Source organism: Amycolatopsis sp. NPDC058986, assembly GCF_042741125.1.
Classification (GTDB): domain Bacteria; phylum Actinomycetota; class Actinomycetes; order Mycobacteriales; family Pseudonocardiaceae; genus Amycolatopsis.
This window is the reverse complement of record NZ_JBHYJW010000089.1, coordinates 1-22,403: the sequence shown is the minus strand read 5'-3', so window position 1 is coordinate 22,403 and position 22,403 is coordinate 1. Positions and strand designations below refer to the sequence as shown.

Genomic DNA, 22,403 nt, shown 5'->3' with positions numbered 1-22,403 from the left:
GACCAGCGCCTCTGAGTAACAGACCTGTCCCGTGCTGGACAGAAAGGTCGGTGGCCCGTCCCATCGAACGGACGGAGCCAATGTGGGCTCCAGCTGCGGAAGCTTAGTTTCGGCCGGGTGGGACGGGTTGCTTGTAAGCCGTCCCACCCGGCCGAATCGGCTGTTCAGCCCTGCTTTGCGGGAGACCGCTCGACCTGTCACGTGTCGTCCGCTTGGGACTCCCTTTGCAACCGACCGCACAACTCGGCGGCGCGGGCGACGATGGCTTGCAGCGCCTCAAGGTGGTTCAGTAGTCGTTCGCGCCCGCCTACGGTGAGCCTTATCCACGTCCGACGTGCGTCGCGGTGCATCTCGACGTAGCCGTACGCGCGAAGCTGAACCAGGTGGTTCGACAAGGTCGGCGGAGTGATCCCGACAGCGTGACAGACGGCGCCGAACTCGCACCAGCGTCGTTCCGCCAGCAACGTCACGATGAAAAGGCGGACGGGTGCGGCGAGGTTGGGGTCAAGATCGGAAGCCCAGGCGGAGAGCTTGGCTCGTCCGCCGTGATCTGACTCAGGCGCACCGGTCGTACTCACCCGGCTGGACATCCCTTCCAAGTTGCCTGGGAAATTCGAGTTCGCCAATCTTCAACAGCGCGCAACGTTGCAGCGCGCCACGCTCAATCAACTGCGCCGCCCGGCAGCTCTGGGTGTGGCGTAGGTGAAAGTCGCAGGCAGGATTCGCAGGGCATTCCACTCGGCCTCTCCAGCAGCTCCAGTTGCCCATGTCCGAACTCGTCGCCACACAGAGCCGTCAGTGTCTCCGGCACCTCCTGCCCGGCAGGAATCTCGAACAGATGCGCTACCCGACGCGTCTCACCCACGACCCCCGGTCGCGGACGCGCGATCACCACACGCACGGTCATCGGGTCTCCCGTAGCGCGTGGCGACCGGCGGAAGCGGGCGCGGTCATGTCGCTACCCGCCTCCGCCGGAACCCGTGTTTGACCAACCGCAGCAGCCGGGACCGACGATCGACCGGTCAACCGCCGCCAGAACCCGCGTCGACGTTGTCGATGCTGAACAGGCCGCTCAGCGCTGGTCGCAAGCGCACCCAGAGACGCGTGGCACCGGGCACACGGCCGCGCGGGGGGCAGGAGCGCCGACGCCACCTCGACCACGTGCCCGCAGACCGCCTCGTACTCTCCGCGTCGTGCGCGCACCCCTGCCAAAAAGCGGTCGTCGGTCACCGCATGGTCAAGGCGGTCGAGCATGCACCGATGCCAGCTCACATAGAGGCCTGCGACCTCTCCTGGCCGTTCGTAGCTCACCTGGAACCCTTCTCCGCAAGACCGCCGGCCAGACCGGGCACTCGCTCCTCCTTGAGGTGGCACGTCTCTGCCCGCTGACCTGGCCCGACAAGCTGTAGTATTTGAAATCAGCGTGCCGTAAACGCTCATATCATCGAAAGGTCAGACAAGGGACATGGTGGGGACACACTGCGCACCAGGCGGCGGGGAGGAGCAGACGCTGGCTGTTGATGCTGTCGGAGGTCCTCCGCCTCGTACCGTCCTTGAGCAGACGATCCGCGAGCGACGTCAGACACTGGCGGAGTTCGCCCGTGCCGCCGATGAGTTCGCGCGCAGCTTTGGCGAGCCGGGCACCCTCAGCGAACGCCACTTGAAGCGCCTCGCCGCTGGACGTCGGCCCGACGGCACGCCAATCGGTCGCCCACGTCCGGCGACAGCGCGTCTGCTTGAGCGAATGCTAGGACTCACAATCGAGGAATTACTCGCTCCACCGGGCGCGACTCAGCCGGTTGAGGCAGGAGAGCAGGAGCTACGACAGCGGCTCAGCGCAGCCCGCCGAGTTAACGTCGAGGTGCTGGCCCTGCTCCATTCTCAGCTCATGGCAGTCCGCAAGCTTGATCGCCAGTTGGGTGCGGCTACTACTCATGACGAGGTCGCGACTAAGATTAGGCAGGTAATGCGCCTGCGGTCGCACAGCTTGACCCCCAGCGTACGCAGCCAGCTTGCGGTATTACACGCTGAGTGCGGCACACTTGCCGGATGGCAAGCGCTCGACATGGGAGCAATTGCTAGCTCCTGGCAGTTCTACGAGCAAGCGAAAGCGGCTGCAGCCGAATCCGGCGACCAGTTATTCGAGTTACACTGCGCCGCCGAACAAGCCTTCGTGCTAATCGAAGTCAACGAGACTGCTTCAGCCGTAGACTTGCTGAACACAACTGAGCGCCGAGCGCAGCGCACCAGTAACCGTCTCCTGCGTGCGTGGCTTGCAGCCGCGCACGGCGAAGCCCTGGCGGCCGACGGGCAGTACTCGGCAAGCCTGCGCGCATTTGATCGCGCGGCGGGATTGCTGCCATCTGACGCGACTGTGGCAGACGGGCCGTACGTCGTTCTCGACTCGGTACACCTGGCACGGTGGCGCGGTCATGCGCTAGCTCGGATTGGCGAACCCCGGGCCGTCGATATCCTTTCGACAGCCTTAAGTCGTCTTGACCCGACGTTCACACGGGCCGAGACAGCGTTACGCGTCGATCTCGCCAGTGTATTCTATGCGATGGGTGAGCGTGAGCAAGGGCGTTCACATGCCGATCGAGCCAGCATACTCGCAGTCGAGATCGGTTCTATTCGGCAGCAGCGACGGATAGAACGACTCCTCGGAGTGTCCACGAGGACATCGACCCACGCATCATGAAGATTTGGGGAGCGAAATCTGTTGGTTTCGACTTGCTTTCAGCGGTCACGCTTGGTACGGGAGCAAGGAACTTGCCGCAGCGTCAGGACTTGAAACTACGAAACAGATCCAATATCGCGCTCAAGTTCAGATACCGCCTTGTCAATCAGGCGCTCGAAAGCTTGCTCCACTTCTTCGTCAGAGTAATCCTGCACAGCAAGGTTAGTTGATACTTCGCGAAGCACGGAATGCTTCTTTTCCGTCGTCCAGTTGTCAAAGTTTGGGATATAGCCAGCATGGCGGCCGTCCGGGTGCCGAATCGCCCAATATGCGCGCATGAACTTCTTGAGCTGAAGGCCACTACCGGACATGAAGCGCCGTTGAAATCGGGTAACGGTAGCGTCCAACTCTTTCAGAAGCGTAAGGTCGTTCATTTGCCTGAAGTAATGAAGCCAACCTCGCGCAACACCCTTGTGTATACAACCAGTTATCTTAAGATTGACGTAAAACTCACACTTTGCTTCCGCCGCAAGCCGTTCAGGCCCTCTCCCTTTTGTCTTCTTATATCTCGTGAACGAACGCGCGATTGATGCTTCGATATTTCGCACACTGGACGAGCGGACGGACACCTTCGAGCCCGTGAAAGTGTATCCTAGGTAGTCGAATCCGTTCTCCAGTTTTCCTATTGAAGACTTATGCCCTCCCGGACTAGGATCATGCGCTTCGAGCCCCTGCTGCCGAAACTTCTCCGCAACCTCGCGGAATAACTCTTCGGCGTCAGAGTATTTGCAGAGAAGTAGTACGTCATCGACAAACCTGAAGTACTCGCAACGCTCATCGTTATGCATAGCCTCGTCAACGGATGAGGCAACCAGCTCGGCAACCATGTTGGATATCGCCAGCCCTTGAGGCACACCAAGACTGTCCGGCGGTCTCTTTCTTGCGCCATCGGGAACCGTAGGAGTCGCTATCGCGCTCATTATCACCTTCAGAATCTCTGGCTTTCGGATTCTTTTCGACAGGGCGGCATGCGCTACGGCGTGGTCGATGGACGGGTAAAAGTCTTTAATATCTATTCGAACAAAGGCATCGAAAGAAGTGGTACCTAAAACCTCGCACACTTGCTGAATGCGCAGCTGCGGGATAACCCCGCGAGCCATTGGATAGATATGTCCAAGAAAGTCTGACAGTGCACGCAGGGTGATTCTATCGCGCGCTGACGGAATTGAGATGATACGTGGAGCCTTTTTGGCTCCCTTCAGAATGAGGTGTTCGCGATATTGGGTAAACTGATAGTCCCCCGCGCGGATCCTCTTCGACAGAAGGCTGCATACGTCTCTGATGTCTCCAGACAGAGACTTCGGATGTACCCCATCGCGACCGCGAGCCGACCCGTCCTCAACATGTCTCTCGTATACGGACACGAGGTTCATTACGCCAGTCGTCTGCCTAAATAACGAAGAGGCGAACGTCTTAAATGCCATCGATAAACCACTTCGCGAAAGGTACAAGTAAAGCCAGTGGGATGACAAGCGTTATGTAGGGAGCCACAGTTATAAGTGTGTCCCTCCACGTGACTCGTTTCGATACGCGCCCGCCCGACCGCGCGTAGTCTGCCTCGGAGTGATTCTCCGACGACTCAAGCGCTATGCCGTACTCTTTCTCAAGCTCCAAAAACCGCTGCCGCGTTGCTGGCTTGTCGCTAACAAAGAACCCTTCGGCAGCCAGGGAAAGCTGTTGTATTCGCTTATAGTTGGCTTCCATTGCGCGTGCTCGCGACCCGTAGTTGACGCTGGAGACAACAAGTGATGCGACAAGTGACAATATAGCCAAGGCGACCATCAGACTGTCACCGCGGGTTCCGTACATATTCCTTTCGACCAACAGCCCGACAGAAGCAATAGTGGTTGATGTTGCCAGAGAGACCAATGAAGCGTTCCAAGCAGTGTTCCGCCGGCTAAGTCGCTCGTGAGTTTTGAGACGTGCACTGTACGTCTTGAAAGAACGTGCTTCCAGTCTCTTTACCGCTTCAATAAGAGCAGTATCTTCGACAGGCATCGACGCCTTCGCATCCTCAGATATGCGCGGTTCGACCACTGGCCGTCTCCGACCGAAAATCACATCATCACCACCCGTGAAACGAGCCTCACCCCTAGAGGTGAACGACATAGCGTCGCCATCTATCAGCACTGCCCAGGAAACCTGAGCAAGTGGCCGAACCGCCCTCGCATTGTACCACGACCGCGTGACCATTCGTCGGACTGACGCTAAGCGACGTGATGATAGTTTCCTATTGGGAGTTCAAGCAGCTAGTGCGGCAAGGCTATTGATCATCAAACCGCGCTTAAGCGAAGGGCGACTGGATCGCCAGTCGTATAATGCCCGCGTGGGACTGGTGCGATTGTTTTCTAGCTCGAGAACAGGGTTGCTTCGGACTTCTCTGATGCGCGCTTCCACTGCTGCGGCTAACTCGCTATCCTCGGCCGCTGTGGCCGTAGCGCGCAAACGTCGAAGCCGTTTAACGGCATCAGCAATCGATAGGTTGCCAGCTTCGATGCATTGGCCTGATATCCAGTTGCGCAGCACTTCCGGGTATATCAGAGGGCGTCCGTCGATACGCCACAGGGCGCCCATTTCGACGAGGTTTTCGACATCCCAGGCTTCACTTCGACATACTGCGACCGGACCCTCCAGCGTGTGCCGAGGCCCATTAAGCGTGCCGACATAGAGTGTCATTCGCTCAATCTCCTCGGGAAGTACAGAATTTGCTAACAGATGCGCAGGCTCCATAAACGGGCAGTCAGGGCTCAAGATTGAATGGACTATCAGCTCACCATCTGACAACGAGACTTCATAAGTCTGCCATCCGTGTGCATGTAGCATCAGATTGACTTTTTCTTCTAGACTCAAGCCGAGTGCGTCAAGCATGCTCAAATCCGCAAGATCGACACCATTCTGGCTGGCCGCAACGATCAAGGCTATGTAGTTGGCGCAAACAACTTCGATGTTGCGAATGAAGTAGTCGGTAAACTCGTCGAACCGTAATTCGACGGGTCTACTGCTCGGCGTGAGCACAACATGGTCTACTTGAACCTTGAAGTCGGCGTGTGCGCCAGCATGGCGGATTGCCAGGTCGAGCCCGGAAAGTACGCTTCCAGCTGATCCACGTTGCGCATTATTGAGCACGCCGGACATGTCACTAGTCCTGAGTCGATCATAGGAAGATCTGCCAGCTACAGACTGGATTGCCGCCGTCACGCGCTTCCCGAGGCTCTCCATCGCTGTTTTGCCCAGATCGATCATTGCCATCACATTCGCGTGGTTGGGCAACTTTGCTGCTTCGATCACGGATAGCAGCATGGAAGCTGTGGTTTGGGTAGCTGCCGCCTCGGTTAGGTCGGATTTCAAGTGTGAGCTATTCAGTGTCTCCTGCAGTTTAGCTGGTCGACTTGTCAGAAATGCTCGCGACTCCCGCATGATGTTCTCAAAGTTCGCTACATCGAAAAATTGTTTTGCTATCGCATCTTGGATCGCGATCATAATCCCGAGACCTGGACCGATTTCCACGTCGGTTCCGAAAATTTCTAGACCCCTATTGCGGCCAATCGCGTCCAACTCGAACACGTTCGCGGAACTCGTATCCTGCAAACTAGCGTTGAGGGCAACCGTCATGAGTTCGCCGACAGAGTCACCGCCGGCAGTCCACACCTTTGCCGACCCCATCATTTCCGGTATTAGCCTTGCTGCTTCATTCAAGTGTCCCTGCCCGGCCTCGGCGGCACGCTGCGCCTCCAGCGGCGTCTCTGCAAGTACTGCGTTCAGAAACCCAACCACCGTCTGTCTCAACTCATCAACAAGCGCGGCAGCACTAGCAATTAGTCGATACCAAGGTCGAAGATGCTTCAATGAAGCTACCAGGGCGGAGCAGTATCGCAAAGTGTCGATTGATTTATTTAATTCATCGACTCGCGCGGAATCGCGCAACGCCGTACGCAAAGAGACAAAGACATCGTCGAGGACCTCGTCCAGAACCTCAATTAGTATATTCGCGATCTCGCCTGGTGGTACTATTGGAATAGTGTCGTCATCGACGCTTAGCTCTAGTCGAGCGAGCGCAGCGCGCGCAACCTTTTGTCGTTTTTGCCGCTTAGCGTCGAATTCTTGCGGAGCGGCCGCCGCGCCGCAGTCGGGGCAGGCAACGCCGCGTATTCTGTTAACGCCACAACGCTGGCACCGTATTTGAGAGAAGCTGAGGCTCAGCTCGAAGCGATGACTGGCGGAGTCTGCTGCGCCTTCCTGGTCTGAATCCGATGTCATGATTACTACCAATCGCCGCAGACACGTTGCTTCCGACTTGACCTTCCGTAGTCCAGTATCGAGCATCGCTAACTATGTGTTACAGCATTTACTGCCGTAACCTGCTCACGTGATGTCCACTTGTTCTGTGTATTGCCGACCTTCTGGCCTCGGTGTATGTCAGCTGCTGCGAGCTTGCTGACCAGCGATTAGCGAGTGCACGGTTGAGGTCATCGGCGAGAGTTGAGCTTCGACCGCATACTGCCGCGACCCTTCGTGACGTCGTAGGCTGCGCGGCGTGGCTGACGAGCATGGGTCGTGGAAGACGTTCGGTGAGCGGCTGGTCTACGACAACCGGTGGGTCAAGGTTGGGTTGACGGACGTCGAGGCTCCGAACGGCGAGCGGTGGGACTACCACGTAGTCCACCTCGCGCGGATCGCCATCGCGCTGATCGTGAACGAGCAGGACGAAGCGCTCATGCTCTGGCGCTACCGCTTCGCCACCGAGCAGTGGGGATATGAGCTGCTCGGAGGCATGGTCGATGACGGCGACGACTCGGCGGGTACAGCGGCCCGGGAGGCAGCCGAGGAGAGCGGCTGGCAACCGATCGGAGAGCCTGAACACCTGGTCAGCTTCGAGCCGCTGCCCGGCCAGGTCACAGCGCCGGTCGACGTCTATCTATGGCGCGCGGCCGAGCACATCGGCGATCCGACCGACACCGAAGAGGTAGGCCGGGTGGAGTGGGTGCCGCTGTCCCGCGTGAACGAGCTGGCCCAGCGACAGGAACTGCTCGGGTCCGGCACACTTGTGTCTCTGCTCTATTACCTGAACTCACGCCGAGCGTGAGTCGCCGGGCAGGACGAGCCGTTCAAGGCGACGACGGAGCCGTACAGACCCGACCTGAGAGATGATCCGCCGGGCCTGCTGTGCGTAAGTCCGGGCGGCTTCGCGGTCCCCGGCTACGCTGTGAGCAAGGGCGAGGTCGACGTACACGGCCGCACTTGCGCGGACGAACGACGACTGTGCGCCGTCGACCAGCGCTTCGAGGTGGTCGATCGCTTCCGGTGCGCCGAGGTGCACGAGCGCGTTGCCGCGCCATCGGTCCAGGTGGGTGCCGCCGAGGAAGAGGAACGGCAGTTCGGGGTGGACGACCTCGGATGGTCGCAGGGTGTCCGCTTCGTCGAACGCGCGTAGTGCGTCGTCGCGGCGGCCGGCTACGGCGTGGCCTTCTCCCTCGGCGGCCGCGAGCCACGCGCGCAACAGGCGAGGCGCATGCTCGCCGATCGACCGCGCTTCGGCGAACAGGGCTAGCGCGTCGTCGACGTTGCCAGCGTCGACCAGCACGAACGCCTGCTCGGCCGTGGCATGGGCGAGCAGCGCCGCCGATCCGGATTCCAGTGCGGCGGACTTCGCGCGTTCGTAGTGTGTCCATGCCTGGCTGAGTGAGCCGATGTCCAGGGAGTTCCACCCGGCGAGCGTGGACGCTTCGACGAGCACCCCGGCCAGTGGCGCCCGGTCGCGGCGCAGCAGCGTGTGCCGAAGTCGGTCTTCTACCTCGGTGATTTGGCCGCGTAGCCGCTCCAGCCTTGCGGCGGAGCCGAACCGGCGGTCGGCGTGGCGAACGCCGTCGACCTCTCGGCGGAACAGCGCGATGGTCTCGGCGTCGACACGGCGGGCGATGACGAGCCGCTCGGCCAACTCCTCGCCGATGGCGGGTTGGTCGGGCGGGAACCCGAGTTCGTCGTCGGTGCGGCCGTAGATCTCGCGTAGAACGGCGCGCATCGCGGGTTCCGGCGTGATGTGGCCGTTCTCCCAGCGGGATATCTCGGTCTTCCGGCTCGCGATCGGACGTTCCGAGAGTCCGTGTGCCGGAGCGCGGGCATTGATTGCCCGCGCGAGCTTTTCCTGACTCCACCCGAGCGCGTTCCGTGCCGCTTGCAAGAGGCTTGTCGACGTCATACGCCGACACCCTGATAACAGCCTCTACCTGCGGAAATAACAGAGGTTAACACGGGCTGTGTCATCCGCTGCCAGCTCCCGGGCAGCGCTGAAATGCCGTTTCTTAGTGGCATGACACACGACGCGAACTCCTCCCGAGCGGCCACGGCGGCCGACCGGGAAAACGGATTCAAGCTAGGCGCCGGGAGTCCTGTCACGGCGTACCAATTCGGCGATATCTGTCGTCAGGTCGGCGAGCTGCTCGGTGATCTGCGACAGCCGCTGCTCGATGACTGCCAGCCGTGCCGACACGGCGTCTTCCATGTCCTCGCGGGGCTGGCCCAGGGCCGGCGGGATGCGGCCGTGCAGCACGGCGAGCAGGTGCTGCGGGTGGAGGCCGAGCGCGACGGCCAAAGCTTCAAGGGTGCGGTCGCTGCGCTTGCGCTCCACGGTGTGGTTCTGGATTTCGCGGACGATCGCCTGGGAGACCTGCGAGCGTTCGGCAAGCTCGCGTTGCTTCCATCCGAGCTCGTTCACGCGCTCGTTGATGGTCTTCGCGACCGCCGCCCAGTCTTCCGACACCTATTCCTCCGTGGTCCGCCTCAGCGCCGAGATTAGCGCTTAACGGAATCCGCGGCGCCGAGATCGACACCGCGTCGCGCATTCGGGCCATTCTCGCGCCACATGCGACTAAATCAGCTTTTTTTTCCAGCTCAAATCAGCTGAACGACTCTAAGGGCTTACTTCAATGCAGAAGAACATTCCTGACGCCGGCGGTCCGGCGTTCTACTCACTGGCCGACGCCGCGTGGATTCTCGGCGTCGACTGCAACGAGATCCATCGCGCTATCCGGGTCGGTTCGCTGCGCGCAGAGCGGCGCCGCTCCCGGCTCGTCATCTCCGCCGCCGAGCTGCGGCGTGTGCTCGACGGGGGTGCGCGATGACCGAACCCAACTACGAGGAGATGGCCGCCCGGCTCGACCGGTACGCCGACGTGCCGGACGACGCGCTCACGAACCTGGTGACCAGGGACGGTCTGTGTTTCTGGGCGTTCGACCGGGCCGACATGCCCGAACTGACCGGGGACGACCCGCCGGACAGGGAGCTGGCCGCCCAGCTGTGCGCCGGATGCCCGGTGGTCGACGAATGCGTGGAACTCGACCTGCGCACCGCCGGGCCGGACATGCTCGGCGTCTGGGGCGCACTGCCAGACACCGACCGGCGCGCGCTCTACCCGGTGTGGCTGCGACGCCGTGGAGGTGAGGCGCGATGACGCTCACCCTCATGCCGACACAGATCCTCGCCGGGGCCGGTGTCCTGCTCGCGCTGTTCGTGGTGTGGCGGTTCGGTGCGCGGAAAGCGCGCCGGGCGGCCGACGCGGCCCGGGCGGGCGCCCGGGTGGTGTCGCTCGCCGGGCGGGTGCTGTTCACGGGTGCTGCGTTCATGGGCGTTCAGTGGCTGGTGATCACGCACCCGGGTAACCCGACATTGCTGCTCGTGGTGCTGGGCCTGCCGGACCTGATCGCTGCGCACGTCCTGACCCGTGCCCTGACGGTCACGTCGCTGGACACCACCAGCACGCGTCGCCGGGGTGGTGGTCGCCGATGACCGCAACCGATCGGCAACAGGGAGGGCCGGCCACCGTCCGGCGGCTGCCCACTCCCGCTACACCGAGCCGGGCGCAGCGGCTTGCCGAGCAGGCTGCCGAGGCGGCCGACGTCCGCCGCTGGCAGACCCACCCGGACGTGGTGGCCTTGCAGGTCGAACGCGTCCGCACGCAGGTGGACCGGCTGTGCTGGGCCGGGATCATCCTGGGCCTGGCGTTTACCACGGCTAACGTGCAGTGGTTCGCCGCGTCCGGGGCCGCGTTCGGCTCGCTGCCGTGGCTCACGGCATGGCTGCTCGACCCGACGGTGTGCCTGGTCCTGCTCGCGATCCTGCGGGCGGAGCAGGTGACCGCGCGGTACCAGGTCCGGACCGGGCGGTGGGTCCGTGCGGCGAAGTGGCTCACGCTGGCCGCCACGTACGTCATGAACACCTGGTCATCGTGGGCGAGCGGGTCGCCGGCCGGGGTGGTGCTGCACTCGGTACCGCCGCTGGTCGTGTTCGTGGCCGCCGAGGCGGTCACCGACCTGCGCGACAAGCTCACCGACGCCGTGCACGTTGCGTTCACGACTGCCACGAAACCGGCGAGCGGTCATGAACCGGCTGCGCCCCGCCGTGAGCAACCGGTCAAGCGACGGCGGTGGTTCGCCGACTACCTCGCCGACGCTCGACGAGCCTGGTCACCCGACGTCGTCGTGACCCCGGCGTGGGTGCGAGAGGTCACCGGCTGCTCGCGCGGTCTGTCCTCCCGGCTCGCAGCCGCCCTCGCCGCCGAAGTGAGCAAGGGGGCCCGCGATGAACACTGAACCGGAAGGGGGTGCGCTGGCCCGGACGGGCTCGCGGGAAGTCGAGCATGTCGGGCCGGTGCTCGACGGCGAGTTGATCGATGACACGTTGCCGCAACCGCGCCACCGGACCGCCCGACGCCGGTTTGCGCGATGGTGGCAGCACTCGCCCCGCGTTCCGCTGTGGCTCAAGAGCAAGCCGCAAGCCGTCCAGGCTGCCAAGGATGGCGTCGTCTGGGTGCTCAAGTCACCGTGGCGGTACCTCGGCGCCGTGGTGCGCGGCGTCGTCGTCGGCGCCCGGTGGTGGCGAGGCTGGGTGAAGGTGCGGGACTACCGCACGGCGGCCGAGGAGTCGGACAAGCTCGCCGACAAGTTCACCGAGATCCGCGAACTCACCCTGTTCCGGTGGAAGGTCACCGGCGCCGTGCTCGCCATCCTCGCGCTGGCAGTGGCGGTGGTGGATCTCGTGTACGGCGCCGATCCACTCTTTATCGCCGGTGGCGTCGCGTCGGTTGCGTTGGCGGTCCTTGGGCGTCGCAAAGACGGGAGCCCGGGCCGGAAACCGGCCTTGGCTGGTCCACGGACTCTGACCTGGACGATGGACCCGCAAGTCTTGGTGGACGCGTTCCGGGACGCGAAGCTGATCGGCAAGGACGAGTCCTTGCGGCTGGTCGAGCGGGCTACGCGGGTCGGCGACGGATGGGCGGTTACGGTCGATCTCCCGGCGACCCGTAAGGCCGCCGACGTGGTGAAAAACCGGGACGCGCTCGCGTCGGCGCTGGCGGTCGATGAGGTGCAGCTCATCGTGGAACGCGTCCGGGGCAACGGCGGGCACGCCGGTCGGGTGTCGATGTGGGTAGCCGACGAGGACCCCTACAGCAAGCCGCCGGTCCGGACGCCGCTGCTCGGGGTATCGCGCTGGGATGCGTGGCGGCCGGTGCCGTTCGGCCGGGATGCCCGGGACCGGCGGATCGACCTACCGTTGGTGTGGACGTCGCTGCTTGTGGGTGCGATCCCTCGGCAGGGGAAGACGTTCGCCGCGAGGCTCGCGGCTGCCGGGCTGATCCTGGACGCGTGGGTGCGGCTGTACGTGGCCGACTTCAAGGCCGGGAAGGACTGGGACGCCGCCGGCCAGGTCGCGCACCGGTTCATGTCCGGCGACGAACCCGAGCACGTCCTCACGTTGGTGGACTGGCTGGTCGAGCTGGTCGGCGAGGTTCAGGGCAGGTTCCGGCGGATGCGGCATCTGGACGACCTGACCTGTCCGGAGTCCAAAGTGACTCCGGAGATGTCGCGCGACTCCACGTTGGACATGCCGATCACGGCCGTGTTCATCGATGAGGTGCAGGTGCCGTTGGAGGACCGGACGCCTGTGGTGGTGCAGGGGAAGAAGGTTCCGGCGGGTGAGTACGTCGGCGAGTTGCTGACCTGGTTGGCGAAGAAAGGACCGGCGGCCGGGATCGTGCTCGTGCTCGCCACGCAGCGACCGGACTCGAAGACGATCCCGTCCGGGCTGCGCGCGGTCCTTGGGTCGCGGTTCGCGCTGCGGGTGATGGACTGGCGCGACTCGAACATCGTGCTCGGCGAGCAGATGAACACGCGCGGGTTTGACTCATCCCGGCTGCTGCCCTCCCACAAAGGCGTGGGCATCCTCCGCCCGGACGGCGACACAGCGGCCGGGGCCGACGTCCTCGCCACCACGGTCCGGACCTACTACATGCCGAACGAGGACTGGCAGACCATCTGCCAGCAAGGCCGGGCACTACGGATGGAAGCTGGGACGCTCACCGGCCACGCGAACGGGCAGGACACCCGACCCACGCTCGACCACGCCGCCGTAGCGCGTGCCATCGGCGCCGGAACCACCCCGGCGCCTGAAGCGGCCACGCCGGCCGAGCTGCCCGAACCGCTCGCGTCCGTGGCCGCCTACCTCGGCGACGACCTGGACGACGGCGACCGGGAGTTCGTACCGACTGCCGAGCTGGTCGAAGCGCTCGACATTGAGGCGACCGCGTTCGGGCGGCAAATGGGCGACTACGGCTGCCGCCCAACTCGCGATCGGGTGCAGGACGCGGACGGCACGGTGAAGCGCGTTCGCGGCTACCTGGTCGCCGAGATCCGGGCCGCCGTTGCGCGCGTGTCATCGGGTGACTACGACGATGCGGGCACCTTGCGGGATGGCGCTGGATGACGGATGGCCACCCGCGCGACAACGACGAACCGGAGGTGCCCGCACAGCGCACAACATCACAGATCAGCGAGGAGTCCCGCGCCTACTGGCGCCCCATCGTGGCGGCCATGAAGCCCATGACCAGCGAGGAAATCGCAGACGTCGCCGCCATCCTCCGCCGCATCGATAACCGCCGACGAACCAACGACGGGCAGTGAAACGGCAGTGGGCAACCCGAGCATCTCGGCTTGCCCACTGCCTTATGTGCTTCTACGCCTGCGTTGAGTTCCAGTCGGCGACAAGCTTTGCGAACTGCTTCGAGGTGAACGGCTTGAGCCGCGTCCGATCGAACACGCGCTTACCGGTGCGAACGCCAGGCAGCGCGCATAGCCTGTCCGATCCGATCGCCCGGGTCAGCATCGCGCGTTTCTCGACGAGATCACCGTCCTCCCAGTCAGCAACGAGGCTGGCTTCCGACGCTGCCTCAGTAGGGCCCTCTGGCACCTCAGCTTCCAACGTCTTCTGCTCAGCACTCAGCCGCGCCAGGTCAGCCGCAAGCGGCTCGTTCGCGATGTCGAACTCGTCCAGCGACATCTTCCGGTGCCCTACCCGGTCCGACAGCCCCGCCTGCAGCGCCTTGATCTCCTTGATCTCTGCGTCCAGCTCCTTCAACCGTTCGGCGACCTGGGATCGCAGCGCGGTGACCTGCGCGGCGTGGCGCTCATCGGACAGCCGTTCGACGGTGAAGGTCAGCAACTCCGCGTCCACTGCACGCTGATCGATGAAGACTTTTCCGCACCCGCGCCGCTGCTTCGCGCAGAAGTACACCGCCCGAGGCGCCCCGTCTTGCTTGTACGTCTTCGACTTGTCGGTGCGCGCGGTCAGCTTTCGGCCGCACACCCCGCACCGCAGAATGCCGGTCCCGATGTGTCCCAGCCCAGCGACCCGTCCGCGTTTGCGCCCGGCGAACAGCGCCTGAATGCGGTCATAGGTGCGCTGGTCCAAGATCGGCTCGCCCTCCAACCGGCCGACGATTGCCCCATCATGGACGACGTAACCGCCGAGTGAAGCGCGCTGGAAGGTCGCCGACGCCGACGCGTGCACCCACTCGCGGCCCGCCGCCGTGCGGATGCCAGCCGCGTTCCACTGGGCCACCACCTTGCCCATCGAGCCGTCCTCGGACAGCAACAGTTTCGCCCCGTCTCGCAGCGCCTGCCGTTCCCGCTCGACCAGCTCCGCCGAGACCTCGGGACGGTCCGCGTCCGTCTGGCCGTCGCCGGGGGTCCAGGTCTGGTCCTTACCCGGAAACCCAAACCGACGCGGGCCACCGGTCGACCGGCCCTGCGCCCGAAAGGTCTCGAACCGCCGCTTCAGCCGCCGTGAGGTGTCATCACTAGATCGCGCGGCATGCGCCACCTCGATCCGCAGGATGAACCGGTCATCCGGATTGGCCAAGTCACGCTCACCGTGCGCCGAGTACACCTTGTAGCCATGCTCGGCGAGATCGATCAGCGTTTCGAGGTCGCGCGGCTGCCGGAACAGCCGGTCGGTGTGCCACACCACGCACCCGTCCGACTCGCCGGACTCGACCCGCGCGAGCAGCCGCTCCCAGTCCTTGCGACGGACGCCGCGCTTCCATGCCGACAGCCCGTCCGACAGCTCCAGCCCGAGCACACCGCCGACCCGCTCGATCACCTTCCGGTTGTCGGCGTGCTGGTCTTCAACCTTCTCCAGCTCACCGGTCTCTGGGACCTTCGACAGGCGGCCGTAGGAGTCCAGCACCAACGGCCGCCTGCCTTGACCAGCAGTAACCTTGTCGTCGTCCGCCATGGCTCCGACAGTAGGTCAACAAAACATGGGTCGCCAATGCCACATTGGGGCGCTCGGCCGCGCTAGTCCTCGCGGGGTGCCACCGCTTCCTCGGGCCGCTGGGACTCGTGGTCGGCGCGGGCACGTGCCGAGGCCTCCCGCATCTCGATGACGTCGGTCAGCAGCTCGCCGGTTTCGCGGGCGATGCCGCGGATCGCGCCGGTGATGATGGTGGCGATGTTCCCGATGTGGGTAGCCGCCGATTCGGTGATCACCTGAACTGTGTCCTTGCCGCTCTCGAACTGACCCACCATGACAGGTTCCTTAAGCTGCTCGGAGTGCACGGTCACGGTCCACGGTAGCGGGTGTGGCCCGCTCACCGGTCCACGGCAGCGCCAGCTTCACGATCTTCTTCGCCACCGACCAGAGCTGCCGGTGCAGCGGGCCCGTGTGGTACGGCAGGCCGTACTTCTCGCAGATCGCCCGGACCTCGCCGGCGATCTCGGGGTAGCGCCGCGCCGGGATGTCCGGGAACAGGTGGTGCTCGATCTGGTGCGAGAGGTTCCCGCTCATGATGTGGAACAGCGGGCTGCCGCTGATGTTCGCCGAGCCGAGGATCTGCCGCAGGTACCACTGGCCCCGCGTCTCTTCGGCGGTCTCCTCCTCGGAGAAGCTTTCGACGTCGGCGGGGAAGTGGCCGCAGAAGATGATCGCGAACGCCCACAGGTTGCGGGTCAGGTTCGCGGTCGCGTTGCCCAGGAGCGTCAGCGGTGCGAGCGGGCCTGTCAGCAGCGGGAAGAGCACGTAGTCCTTGCCGATCTGCCGGGCCGCCTTGCGCACGATCTTCTTCAGGACCGGGCGGTTCTCTTCGAACGTCCGCTCGCCCTTGACGACCTTCTCGACTTCGAGGTCGTGCAGCATCACACCCCACTCGAAGAGGATCGCCAGCAACGTCGCGTACACCGGGTTGCCCAGGTAGTACGGATGCCATTTCTGCGCCGGGTCCATGCGCAGGATTCCGTAGCCGACGTCGCGGTCCTTGTCGACGATGTTCGTGTACGTGTGGTGGATGTAGTTGTGCGAATGCCGCCAGTTCTCCGCGGGCGCGACGGTGTCCCATTCGAACTGCTGCGAGCTCAGCGCCGGATCACGGGTCCAGTCGTACTGGCCGTGCATCACGTTGTGCCCGATCTCCATGTTGTCCAGGATCTTCGCGACCGAGAGCGCGGTGACCCCGGCGAGCCACGCGGGCGGGAAGAACCCGGCGAACAGCAACGCGCGCCCGGCGACCTCAAGGCCGCGCTGCGTCTTGATGATGTTGTGGATGTAGTCGACGTCGGCCTGGCCGAGGTCGTCGACGATCCGCTGGCGCAGCTCGTCGAGTTCGCGGCCGAAATCCTCGACCTGTTGCGGGGTGAGGCGGTCCTGCAGACCGGTCATGACAAACGCTCCTTACGGCTCACAAGTCGATCTCGACGTCCCCGACCGGGACGGAGATGCACAGCTGGATTTCCTCGTTCTCTTCGCCGGAGACCTCGCCGGTCCTGGCGTTGCGTACCTGGCCCGCGGTCTTGACCCGCGTGCACGAGAAGCAGATGCCCATCCGGCAGCCGTGTTCCGGGCGCAGCCCGGCGGCCTCGGCCTGCTCCAGCAGCGGGACGCCGGAGTTCTCGCATTCCCGGCCGCTGCGGGCGAACCGCACGCGGCCCTCGGCGCTGTCCGTGTCGAAGGTCAGCGCCGGGGGAGTGAACTCCTCGGTGTGCAGGCGTTCACTCAGCCCGGCCCCGGCGTACACCTCGCGGACCGAGTCCATCAGCGGTTTCGGCCCGCACAGGTAGGTTTCGGCGTCCCGGTACCACGGCGCGGCCTTCGCCAGATGCCGCGCGGAGAAGAACCCGTGCAGGGTCGCGCCGCGCTTGGCGTGGGTGTAGGCGTGGACGACGCGCAACGCGGGGTGCCGTGCGGACAGCGACGCGAGTTCGTCGCGGTAGAGCACGTCGGCCGCGGTGTTCGCGTAGTGCAGGAAGACGATTTCGCCGGGGTGACCTTCGTCGACGAGCGTGCGCAACATCGAGAGCACCGGCGTGATCCCGCTGCCGCCGCTGATCAGCACGACGCGGTCCGGCCGCGCCCGCGGCAGCGTGAACGCACCGTCCGCAGTGGACAGTCCGAGTATCGTGCCGACCCCGGCGTTCGCCTTGAGGTGCCGGGAAACCAGGCCCTGCGGGTCGGCCTTGATCGTGAACTCGAGCAGGCCGTCCGCCCGGTGCTGAGAGCACGACGGCGAATAGCAGCGGGTGCGCCGGACCCCGTCGATGTCGAGTGTCACCCGGACGTACTGGCCCGCGGTGAATCCTCGCCACGCCCTCGACGGCCGGACGGTGAGGGTCACCGTGTCCGGCGTCTGGTGTCGCACGTCCGTCACGAGGCCGCGGATCTCGCGGCGCACCAGCATCGGGTCGAGCAGCTCGAGGTAGCGGTCCATGCCGTGCGGCGTCAGCAGGGCCTCGGCCAGCGACGCCAGCGCGCGGACGCGGCCGGTTCGTGGCAGCAGTGCCGTCATCACATCTCCCGAATTGAGTGAACGGCTGTACACTGAATAGTGGAGTGCATGACGGGGGGCGCTGTCAATGTCGGAACGGAAGAAGGCGGATGTGACGTGAGCGATACCGCGAACGCCCGTACGCTGTCGGTCGTGTCGGAAGCGGTGGAGCCGGTGAGCAGGCAGGAGCGCAAGCAGCGCACGCGGCAGGCTCTGCTCGACGCCGCGCTGGACCTGCTGGCCGACCGCGGCTTCGCGAGCCTTTCGCTGCGCGAGGTCGCCAAACGGGCGGGCATCGTGCCGACGGCGTTCTATCGGCATTTCGCCTCGATGGAGGAACTCGGCGTCGCGCTGGTGGAGGAGTCCATGCGCACGCTGCGCGGGATGATCCGCGACGCGCGCCGCCGTCCGGGTGACCACGAGCAGCTGATCGAGGCCTCGGTGTGCACGCTGCACGAGCACGTGCGCGCACACGAGGACCATTTCCGGTTCCTGACCAGGGAACGCTACGGCGGCAGTGGTCCGGTGGCCCGTGCGATCGGCGTGGAGCTGCGGTTGTTCTCCAGCGATCTCGCGATCGACCTCGCCCGGTTCGATCAGCTGCGCACCTGGACCACCGAGGACCTGCACATGCTCGCCGAGCTCATCGTCACCGCGATGCTGGCCACGGTGCTGGAGCTGCTCGAAACGCAGCCGCGTGACAAGGGAACCGACGAACGCCTCATCGAACTGGCCGAAAAGCGGCTCCGATTCCTCCTCTCCGGAGTACCGCACTGGATCAGCCGCTGACTTCGGGCATGTCCCCGCACCGCCAGACGTGGTAAGAACCTCGCAGACGTGATCGGGATCTCATCTGAGAGGACCTCGCGTGGCGGAGAACGAAAAGCGGCTCACAGTGGGCGTTGTCGCCGAATCCAGGCCGGGTGAGCGCCGGGTGGCGCTCGTGCCCAAGCTGGTGGGCAGACTGGCCGGCCGCGGTCTGAAGGTCGTAGTCCAATCGGGTGCCGGTGCGGCCGCGTACGTGTCCGACGACGCGTTCGAACAGGCGGGTGCCGAACTCGGGGACGCGTGGGACGCCGACATCGTGGTCAAGGTGGCGGCCCCCACGGCGGACGAGCTCGCGCGGCTCGGGGCCGGGACCGTCCTCATTGGATTCCTCAATCCCCGCGGTGATCCGGACGGCGTGGCGGCGCTGGAGAAAGCCGGTGTACGCGCGTTCGCCGTCGAGGCCATCCCGCGCATTTCCCGCGCGCAGGCGATGGACGCGTTGTCCTCGCAGAGCGGCGTCGCGGGCTATCGCGCGGTCCTGCTCGCCGCGGAGAACCTGCCCCGGTTCTTCCCGATGCTCACCACTGCCGCGGGCACCGTGCCCCCGGCGAAGGTGCTCGTGCTCGGCGCCGGGGTCGCCGGCCTGCAGGCGCTCGCCACGGCGAAGCGGCTCGGCGCGCAGACCACCGGCTACGACGTCCGCCCCGAGGTCGGCGAGCAGGTGCGTTCGCTGGGCGCGCAGTTCCTCGACCTCGGTATCGAGGCGGTCGGCGAGGGCGGGTACGCCCGAGAGCTGACCGAGGAGGAACGAGCCGAGCAGCAACGCAGGCTCACCGAGGCGATCACGAAGTTCGACGTCGTGATCACCACCGCGCTCGTGCCGGGCCGCAAGGCGCCGACGCTGGTGACCGAGGACGCCGTCAAGGGCATGCCCGACGGCGGGGTCGTCGTGGACCTCGCCGCCGAAACCGGCGGCAACTGCGTGCTGACCAAACCCGGCGAGACGGTCGTCGAGCACGGCGTCACGATCGCCGGGCCGCTCAACCTGCCCGCCGAAATGCCCGCGCACGCCAGCGAGCTCTACGCCCGCAACGTGACCGAACTGCTCGAACTGCTGGTGGACGGCGAAGGAAGGCTCACGCTCGACTTCTCCGACGAGATCGTCGCCGGGGCCTGTGTGGCCGGGCGCGGGGACGGGAGTGACCGGTGACGACACTGGTGGAAAACCTCGCGGTGCTGGTGCTCGCCGGATTCGTGGGCTTCGCGGTGATCTCCAAGGTGCCCAACACCCTGCACACCCCGCTGATGTCCGGCACCAACGCCATCCACGGCATCGTCCTGCTGGGCGGGCTGCTCGTGCTCGGTCTCGACAGCAGTGACGGCGTGCTCAACAGGATCCTGCTCGTCATCGCGATCGCCTTCGGCACGATCAACGTCGTCGGCGGGTTCCTGGTCACCGACCGGATGCTCGCCATGTTCAAGGGCAAGAAGCCCGAGGCGGACAAGAAGGAGGGCGACCAGTGACCGAGCTCATCGCCGTCCTCTACATCATCGCCTTCGCGCTGTTCATCTACGGCCTGATGGGGCTCACCGGGCCCCGGACCGCGGTGCGCGGCAACTGGATCGCCGCCACGGGCATGGGCATCGCGGTGATCGCGACCCTGCTCACCCCCGGCATGGGCAACTGGCTGCTGATCGTGCTCGGCGTCGGTATCGGCGTGCTGGTCGGGGTGCCGTCCGCGCGCCAGGTCAAGATGACCGCGATGCCGCAGATGGTGGCGTTGTTCAACGGCGTCGGCGGTGGCGCGGTCGCGCTCATCGCCTGGGTCGAATTCCGCACCACCGACGGCTACGCGCACGAACCGGCGTACGTCGCGATCGCCTCGCTTTTCGCCGCGCTGATCGGCTCGATCTCCTTCTGGGGCTCGCTGATCGCGTTCGGCAAGCTGCAGGAGCTGATCTCCGGCAAGCCGGTCACCATGGGCAAGGCGCAGCAGCCGGTCAACCTGCTCCTGCTGATCGTCGCGGTCGGCTGCGCGGTGTGGATCGCCTCCGGCGGGGACGCCGAGATCCTGATGATCGGGCTGCTGCTGGCCGCGGCCGTGCTCGGCCTCACCGTGGTACTGCCGATCGGCGGTGCCGACATGCCCGTGGTCATCTCGCTGCTCAACGCGTTCACCGGGCTTTCGGCCGCGGCGATGGGGCTCGCGCTGTCCAACACCGCGCTCATCGTGGCGGGCATGATCGTCGGCGCGTCCGGTTCGATCCTGACCAACCTGATGGCCAAGGCGATGAACCGGTCCATCCCGGCGATCGTCGCGGGCGGCTTCGGCGGCGGCACCGCCGTCGCCTCCGGCGGCGGGTCCGGGGAACAGCGCCCGGTGCGCAGTACCAGCGCCGCCGACACCGCGATCCAGATGGCGTACGCGAACAAGGTGGTCGTCGTGCCGGGCTACGGCATGGCGGTCGCGCAGGCCCAGCACGCGGTGCGGGAGATGGCGAAACTGCTGGAGGCCAAGGGAATCACTGTCGCCTACGCGATCCATCCGGTGGCGGGCCGGATGCCGGGGCACATGAACGTCCTGCTCGCAGAGGCCGACGTGCCCTACGAGCAGCTGCGCGAGATGGACGAGATCAACTCCGAGTTCGCGCAGACCGACGTCGCGCTGGTGATCGGTGCCAACGACGTGACCAACCCGGCCGCGGAGACCGACCCCGGCTCGCCGATCTACGGGATGCCGATCCTCAAGGTCAGCGAGAGCCGTTCGATCATCGTGCTCAAGCGCGGCATGAGCTCGGGCTTCGCCGGGATCGACAACGACCTGTTCTACGATCCCAAGACCAGCATGCTCTTCGGGGACGCGAAGTCCTCGGTGGGCGAGATCGTCGAGGAGCTGAAAGCACTTTGAACCCCGGGTCGGATGTGCGGGCAGACTTCGCGGATCCGGCCGAGAACCTGGCTTTCGACGAGGCCCTGCTGCGGGTCGCGCAGGAGGCGCCGGTGCTGTGGCTCTGGCGCAATCCGGCGTGTGTCGTGGTCGGACGCGGGCAGAAGCTCGCGCGCGAGGTCCGGCTCGAGGCCTGCGAGCGGGACGGGATTCCGGTGCTGCGCCGCGCCAGCGGTGGCGGGACGGTGTTCCACGACCCGGGCAATCTCAACGTGACGCTCGTGCTGCCCGACCCGGCGCAGCGGCCGCTCGAAGCGATCGGCGCCGTGATGCGCGCCGCCGTCGAGCGTCTCGGGCTGCCCGCGAGGATCGGGGAGCGCGGGTTGTTCGTCGGCGAGGCGAAGCTCTGCGGTTTCGCCGTATTCCGCACGAAGACGGGCTTGCTCGCGCATTCGACCCTGCTCGTCGACACGGCCGCGGACCGGGTCGGCGCCTACCTCACCGGGCCACCGCCGGACCCGCGTCCGCTGGATTCCCATCGCAGCCCGGTCGCGTCACTGGCCGAACACGGACTGCGGCCCGGTCTCGCCACGGTCGAGGCCGCCGTCCGCGACGCGGCCTCGGCGGTGTTCGGCCCGCTGGTGCCCCGGCCACCGGCACAGTCCGAAGTGGACAAACAGCGGGAGCTGCTGCTCACGCGGTACCGGTACCCTGGCTGGCATTCCGACGGCGCGCAGCGCACCGACGCGCTGCTCGGCTGAGCGGCCTGGTCCCGGACTCACCGCCGAGGTGCGACGAGGGCGTCCCTGGGTGCGTCGGGTGCACCGGGGGGGGGGTGTCCCTATGTGGTTGTCAAGCCGCGGCTGGGGCGGTGGTGGGTTCGGGGTGGCGGTAGTAGGTGTGGTTGCGGAGCATGGCGTAGAGG

General features: G+C 65.1%; 23 protein-coding genes. 13 read left to right on the top strand and 10 right to left on the bottom strand.

The annotated features are described in order from the left end of the window. Window positions 1-197: 197 nt before the first annotated feature. Window positions 198-590, bottom strand: coding sequence for an ArsR/SmtB family transcription factor (locus ACFW0G_RS42285; RefSeq protein ID WP_378331190.1), 393 nt, complete (start codon window positions 588-590; stop codon window positions 198-200). Between the two features lie 1,298 nt (window positions 591-1,888). Here ACFW0G_RS42285 and ACFW0G_RS42280 point away from each other — a divergent pair. Beyond that, window positions 1,889-2,698 carry a tetratricopeptide repeat protein gene (locus ACFW0G_RS42280; RefSeq protein ID WP_378331188.1) on the top strand — a complete coding sequence of 270 codons (810 nt, stop codon included), beginning with the start codon at window positions 1,889-1,891 and terminating at the stop codon, window positions 2,696-2,698. A gap of 95 nt (window positions 2,699-2,793) precedes the next feature. On the opposite strand, the gene ACFW0G_RS42275 is transcribed toward ACFW0G_RS42280, so the two are convergent. From ACFW0G_RS42275 to ACFW0G_RS42265, 3 genes are all read right to left on the bottom strand, one after another. After that, the gene (locus ACFW0G_RS42275) at window positions 2,794-4,110 is read right to left on the bottom strand and encodes a reverse transcriptase domain-containing protein (RefSeq protein WP_378331187.1); all 1,317 of its coding nucleotides are present in this window, start codon (window positions 4,108-4,110) and stop codon (window positions 2,794-2,796) included. 40 nt (window positions 4,111-4,150) lie between these two features. Beyond that, complete coding sequence (locus ACFW0G_RS42270) at window positions 4,151-4,735, bottom strand: SLATT domain-containing protein (RefSeq protein ID WP_378331199.1); 585 nt, start codon at window positions 4,733-4,735, stop codon at window positions 4,151-4,153. Between the two features lie 243 nt (window positions 4,736-4,978). Then, window positions 4,979-6,994 (bottom strand): hypothetical protein, encoded by a 2,016-nt coding sequence (locus ACFW0G_RS42265; protein ID WP_378331186.1) that lies wholly within the window; start codon window positions 6,992-6,994, stop codon window positions 4,979-4,981. 277 nt (window positions 6,995-7,271) lie between these two features. Between ACFW0G_RS42265 and ACFW0G_RS42260 the strand changes: the two genes are divergently transcribed. Further along, the gene (locus ACFW0G_RS42260) at window positions 7,272-7,820 is read left to right on the top strand and encodes an NUDIX hydrolase (RefSeq protein ID WP_378331185.1); all 549 of its coding nucleotides are present in this window, start codon (window positions 7,272-7,274) and stop codon (window positions 7,818-7,820) included. On the opposite strand, the gene ACFW0G_RS42255 is transcribed toward ACFW0G_RS42260, so the two are convergent. After that, a complete protein-coding gene (locus tag ACFW0G_RS42255) occupies window positions 7,806-8,756 on the bottom strand; it encodes a tetratricopeptide repeat protein (RefSeq protein ID WP_378331198.1) in 951 nt (316 codons plus the stop codon). The genes ACFW0G_RS42260 and ACFW0G_RS42255 overlap by 15 nt on opposite strands. A gap of 351 nt (window positions 8,757-9,107) precedes the next feature. Further along, window positions 9,108-9,494, bottom strand: a complete 387-nt coding sequence (locus ACFW0G_RS42250) for a helix-turn-helix domain-containing protein (RefSeq protein ID WP_378331184.1) — start codon at window positions 9,492-9,494, stop codon at window positions 9,108-9,110. Between the two features lie 166 nt (window positions 9,495-9,660). Here ACFW0G_RS42250 and ACFW0G_RS42245 point away from each other — a divergent pair, with 166 nt between their 5' ends. From ACFW0G_RS42245 to ACFW0G_RS42220, 6 genes are read left to right on the top strand one after another with little or no spacing between them, the layout of a single operon-like run. Continuing rightward, window positions 9,661-9,855: a helix-turn-helix domain-containing protein gene (locus ACFW0G_RS42245; protein ID WP_378331183.1), complete on the top strand. Its 195-nt coding sequence runs from the start codon at window positions 9,661-9,663 to the stop codon at window positions 9,853-9,855. Further along, entirely contained in the window at window positions 9,852-10,184 is a 333-nt protein-coding gene (locus ACFW0G_RS42240; RefSeq protein ID WP_378331182.1) for a WhiB family transcriptional regulator, read from the top strand. The genes ACFW0G_RS42245 and ACFW0G_RS42240 overlap by 4 nt, the downstream gene beginning before the upstream one ends. Beyond that, on the top strand, window positions 10,181-10,519 hold the full coding sequence (locus tag ACFW0G_RS42235; RefSeq protein ID WP_378331181.1) for a hypothetical protein: 339 nt from the start codon (window positions 10,181-10,183) through the stop codon (window positions 10,517-10,519). The genes ACFW0G_RS42240 and ACFW0G_RS42235 overlap by 4 nt, the downstream gene beginning before the upstream one ends. Beyond that, complete coding sequence (locus ACFW0G_RS42230; RefSeq protein WP_378331180.1) at window positions 10,516-11,322, top strand: hypothetical protein; 807 nt, start codon at window positions 10,516-10,518, stop codon at window positions 11,320-11,322. The genes ACFW0G_RS42235 and ACFW0G_RS42230 overlap by 4 nt, the downstream gene beginning before the upstream one ends. Beyond that, window positions 11,312-13,492: a cell division protein FtsK gene (locus ACFW0G_RS42225; RefSeq protein ID WP_378331179.1), complete on the top strand. Its 2,181-nt coding sequence runs from the start codon at window positions 11,312-11,314 to the stop codon at window positions 13,490-13,492. Before ACFW0G_RS42230 ends, ACFW0G_RS42225 begins: the two co-directional genes overlap by 11 nt. Beyond that, window positions 13,489-13,689, top strand: a complete 201-nt coding sequence (locus ACFW0G_RS42220; RefSeq protein ID WP_378331178.1) for a hypothetical protein — start codon at window positions 13,489-13,491, stop codon at window positions 13,687-13,689. Before ACFW0G_RS42225 ends, ACFW0G_RS42220 begins: the two co-directional genes overlap by 4 nt. A gap of 52 nt (window positions 13,690-13,741) precedes the next feature. Here the strand turns inward: ACFW0G_RS42220 and ACFW0G_RS42215 are convergent, their stop codons facing one another. From ACFW0G_RS42215 to ACFW0G_RS42200, 4 genes are all read right to left on the bottom strand, one after another. Further along, window positions 13,742-15,301 (bottom strand): recombinase family protein, encoded by a 1,560-nt coding sequence (locus tag ACFW0G_RS42215; RefSeq protein ID WP_378331177.1) that lies wholly within the window; start codon window positions 15,299-15,301, stop codon window positions 13,742-13,744. Between the two features lie 62 nt (window positions 15,302-15,363). Continuing rightward, entirely contained in the window at window positions 15,364-15,594 is a 231-nt protein-coding gene (locus ACFW0G_RS42210) for a hypothetical protein (RefSeq protein WP_378331176.1), read from the bottom strand. A 10-nt stretch (window positions 15,595-15,604) separates the two neighbouring features. Then, complete coding sequence (locus tag ACFW0G_RS42205; protein WP_378331175.1) at window positions 15,605-16,720, bottom strand: fatty acid desaturase family protein; 1,116 nt, start codon at window positions 16,718-16,720, stop codon at window positions 15,605-15,607. A 19-nt stretch (window positions 16,721-16,739) separates the two neighbouring features. Beyond that, on the bottom strand, window positions 16,740-17,843 hold the full coding sequence (locus ACFW0G_RS42200) for a ferredoxin reductase (protein WP_378331174.1): 1,104 nt from the start codon (window positions 17,841-17,843) through the stop codon (window positions 16,740-16,742). 96 nt (window positions 17,844-17,939) lie between these two features. Here ACFW0G_RS42200 and ACFW0G_RS42195 point away from each other — a divergent pair, with 96 nt between their 5' ends. The 5 genes from ACFW0G_RS42195 (at window position 17,940) to ACFW0G_RS42175 (ending at window position 22,239) form a co-directional block, all read left to right on the top strand. Next, entirely contained in the window at window positions 17,940-18,611 is a 672-nt protein-coding gene (locus ACFW0G_RS42195) for a TetR family transcriptional regulator (protein WP_378331173.1), read from the top strand. A gap of 79 nt (window positions 18,612-18,690) precedes the next feature. Next, window positions 18,691-19,800, top strand: a complete 1,110-nt coding sequence (locus tag ACFW0G_RS42190) for a Re/Si-specific NAD(P)(+) transhydrogenase subunit alpha (protein WP_378331172.1) — start codon at window positions 18,691-18,693, stop codon at window positions 19,798-19,800. Between the two features lie 5 nt (window positions 19,801-19,805). Continuing rightward, a complete protein-coding gene (locus ACFW0G_RS42185; protein WP_378331197.1) occupies window positions 19,806-20,114 on the top strand; it encodes an NAD(P) transhydrogenase subunit alpha in 309 nt (102 codons plus the stop codon). After that, window positions 20,111-21,499, top strand: a complete 1,389-nt coding sequence (locus ACFW0G_RS42180; RefSeq protein WP_378331171.1) for an NAD(P)(+) transhydrogenase (Re/Si-specific) subunit beta — start codon at window positions 20,111-20,113, stop codon at window positions 21,497-21,499. Before ACFW0G_RS42185 ends, ACFW0G_RS42180 begins: the two co-directional genes overlap by 4 nt. Further along, entirely contained in the window at window positions 21,496-22,239 is a 744-nt protein-coding gene (locus tag ACFW0G_RS42175) for a biotin/lipoate A/B protein ligase family protein (RefSeq protein ID WP_378331170.1), read from the top strand. Before ACFW0G_RS42180 ends, ACFW0G_RS42175 begins: the two co-directional genes overlap by 4 nt. The last annotated feature ends 164 nt before the right edge of the window (window positions 22,240-22,403 follow it).

Coding starts and splice junctions, on each gene's coding strand:
- ACFW0G_RS42285 (WP_378331190.1), bottom strand. CDS start 590: ATGTCCAGCCGGGTGAGTACGACCGGTGCGCCTGAGTCAGATCACGGC.
- ACFW0G_RS42280 (WP_378331188.1), top strand. CDS start 1,889: ATGGCAGTCCGCAAGCTTGATCGCCAGTTGGGTGCGGCTACTACTCAT.
- ACFW0G_RS42275 (WP_378331187.1), bottom strand. CDS start 4,110: ATGAACCTCGTGTCCGTATACGAGAGACATGTTGAGGACGGGTCGGCT.
- ACFW0G_RS42270 (WP_378331199.1), bottom strand. CDS start 4,735: ATGCCTGTCGAAGATACTGCTCTTATTGAAGCGGTAAAGAGACTGGAA.
- ACFW0G_RS42265 (WP_378331186.1), bottom strand. CDS start 6,994: ATGACATCGGATTCAGACCAGGAAGGCGCAGCAGACTCCGCCAGTCAT.
- ACFW0G_RS42255 (WP_378331198.1), bottom strand. CDS start 8,756: ATGCGCGCCGTTCTACGCGAGATCTACGGCCGCACCGACGACGAACTC.
- ACFW0G_RS42245 (WP_378331183.1), top strand. CDS start 9,661: ATGCAGAAGAACATTCCTGACGCCGGCGGTCCGGCGTTCTACTCACTG.
- ACFW0G_RS42240 (WP_378331182.1), top strand. CDS start 9,852: ATGACCGAACCCAACTACGAGGAGATGGCCGCCCGGCTCGACCGGTAC.
- ACFW0G_RS42235 (WP_378331181.1), top strand. CDS start 10,181: ATGACGCTCACCCTCATGCCGACACAGATCCTCGCCGGGGCCGGTGTC.
- ACFW0G_RS42230 (WP_378331180.1), top strand. CDS start 10,516: ATGACCGCAACCGATCGGCAACAGGGAGGGCCGGCCACCGTCCGGCGG.
- ACFW0G_RS42225 (WP_378331179.1), top strand. CDS start 11,312: ATGAACACTGAACCGGAAGGGGGTGCGCTGGCCCGGACGGGCTCGCGG.
- ACFW0G_RS42220 (WP_378331178.1), top strand. CDS start 13,489: ATGACGGATGGCCACCCGCGCGACAACGACGAACCGGAGGTGCCCGCA.
- ACFW0G_RS42215 (WP_378331177.1), bottom strand. CDS start 15,301: ATGGCGGACGACGACAAGGTTACTGCTGGTCAAGGCAGGCGGCCGTTG.
- ACFW0G_RS42210 (WP_378331176.1), bottom strand. CDS start 15,594: ATGGTGGGTCAGTTCGAGAGCGGCAAGGACACAGTTCAGGTGATCACC.
- ACFW0G_RS42205 (WP_378331175.1), bottom strand. CDS start 16,720: ATGACCGGTCTGCAGGACCGCCTCACCCCGCAACAGGTCGAGGATTTC.
- ACFW0G_RS42200 (WP_378331174.1), bottom strand. CDS start 17,843: ATGACGGCACTGCTGCCACGAACCGGCCGCGTCCGCGCGCTGGCGTCG.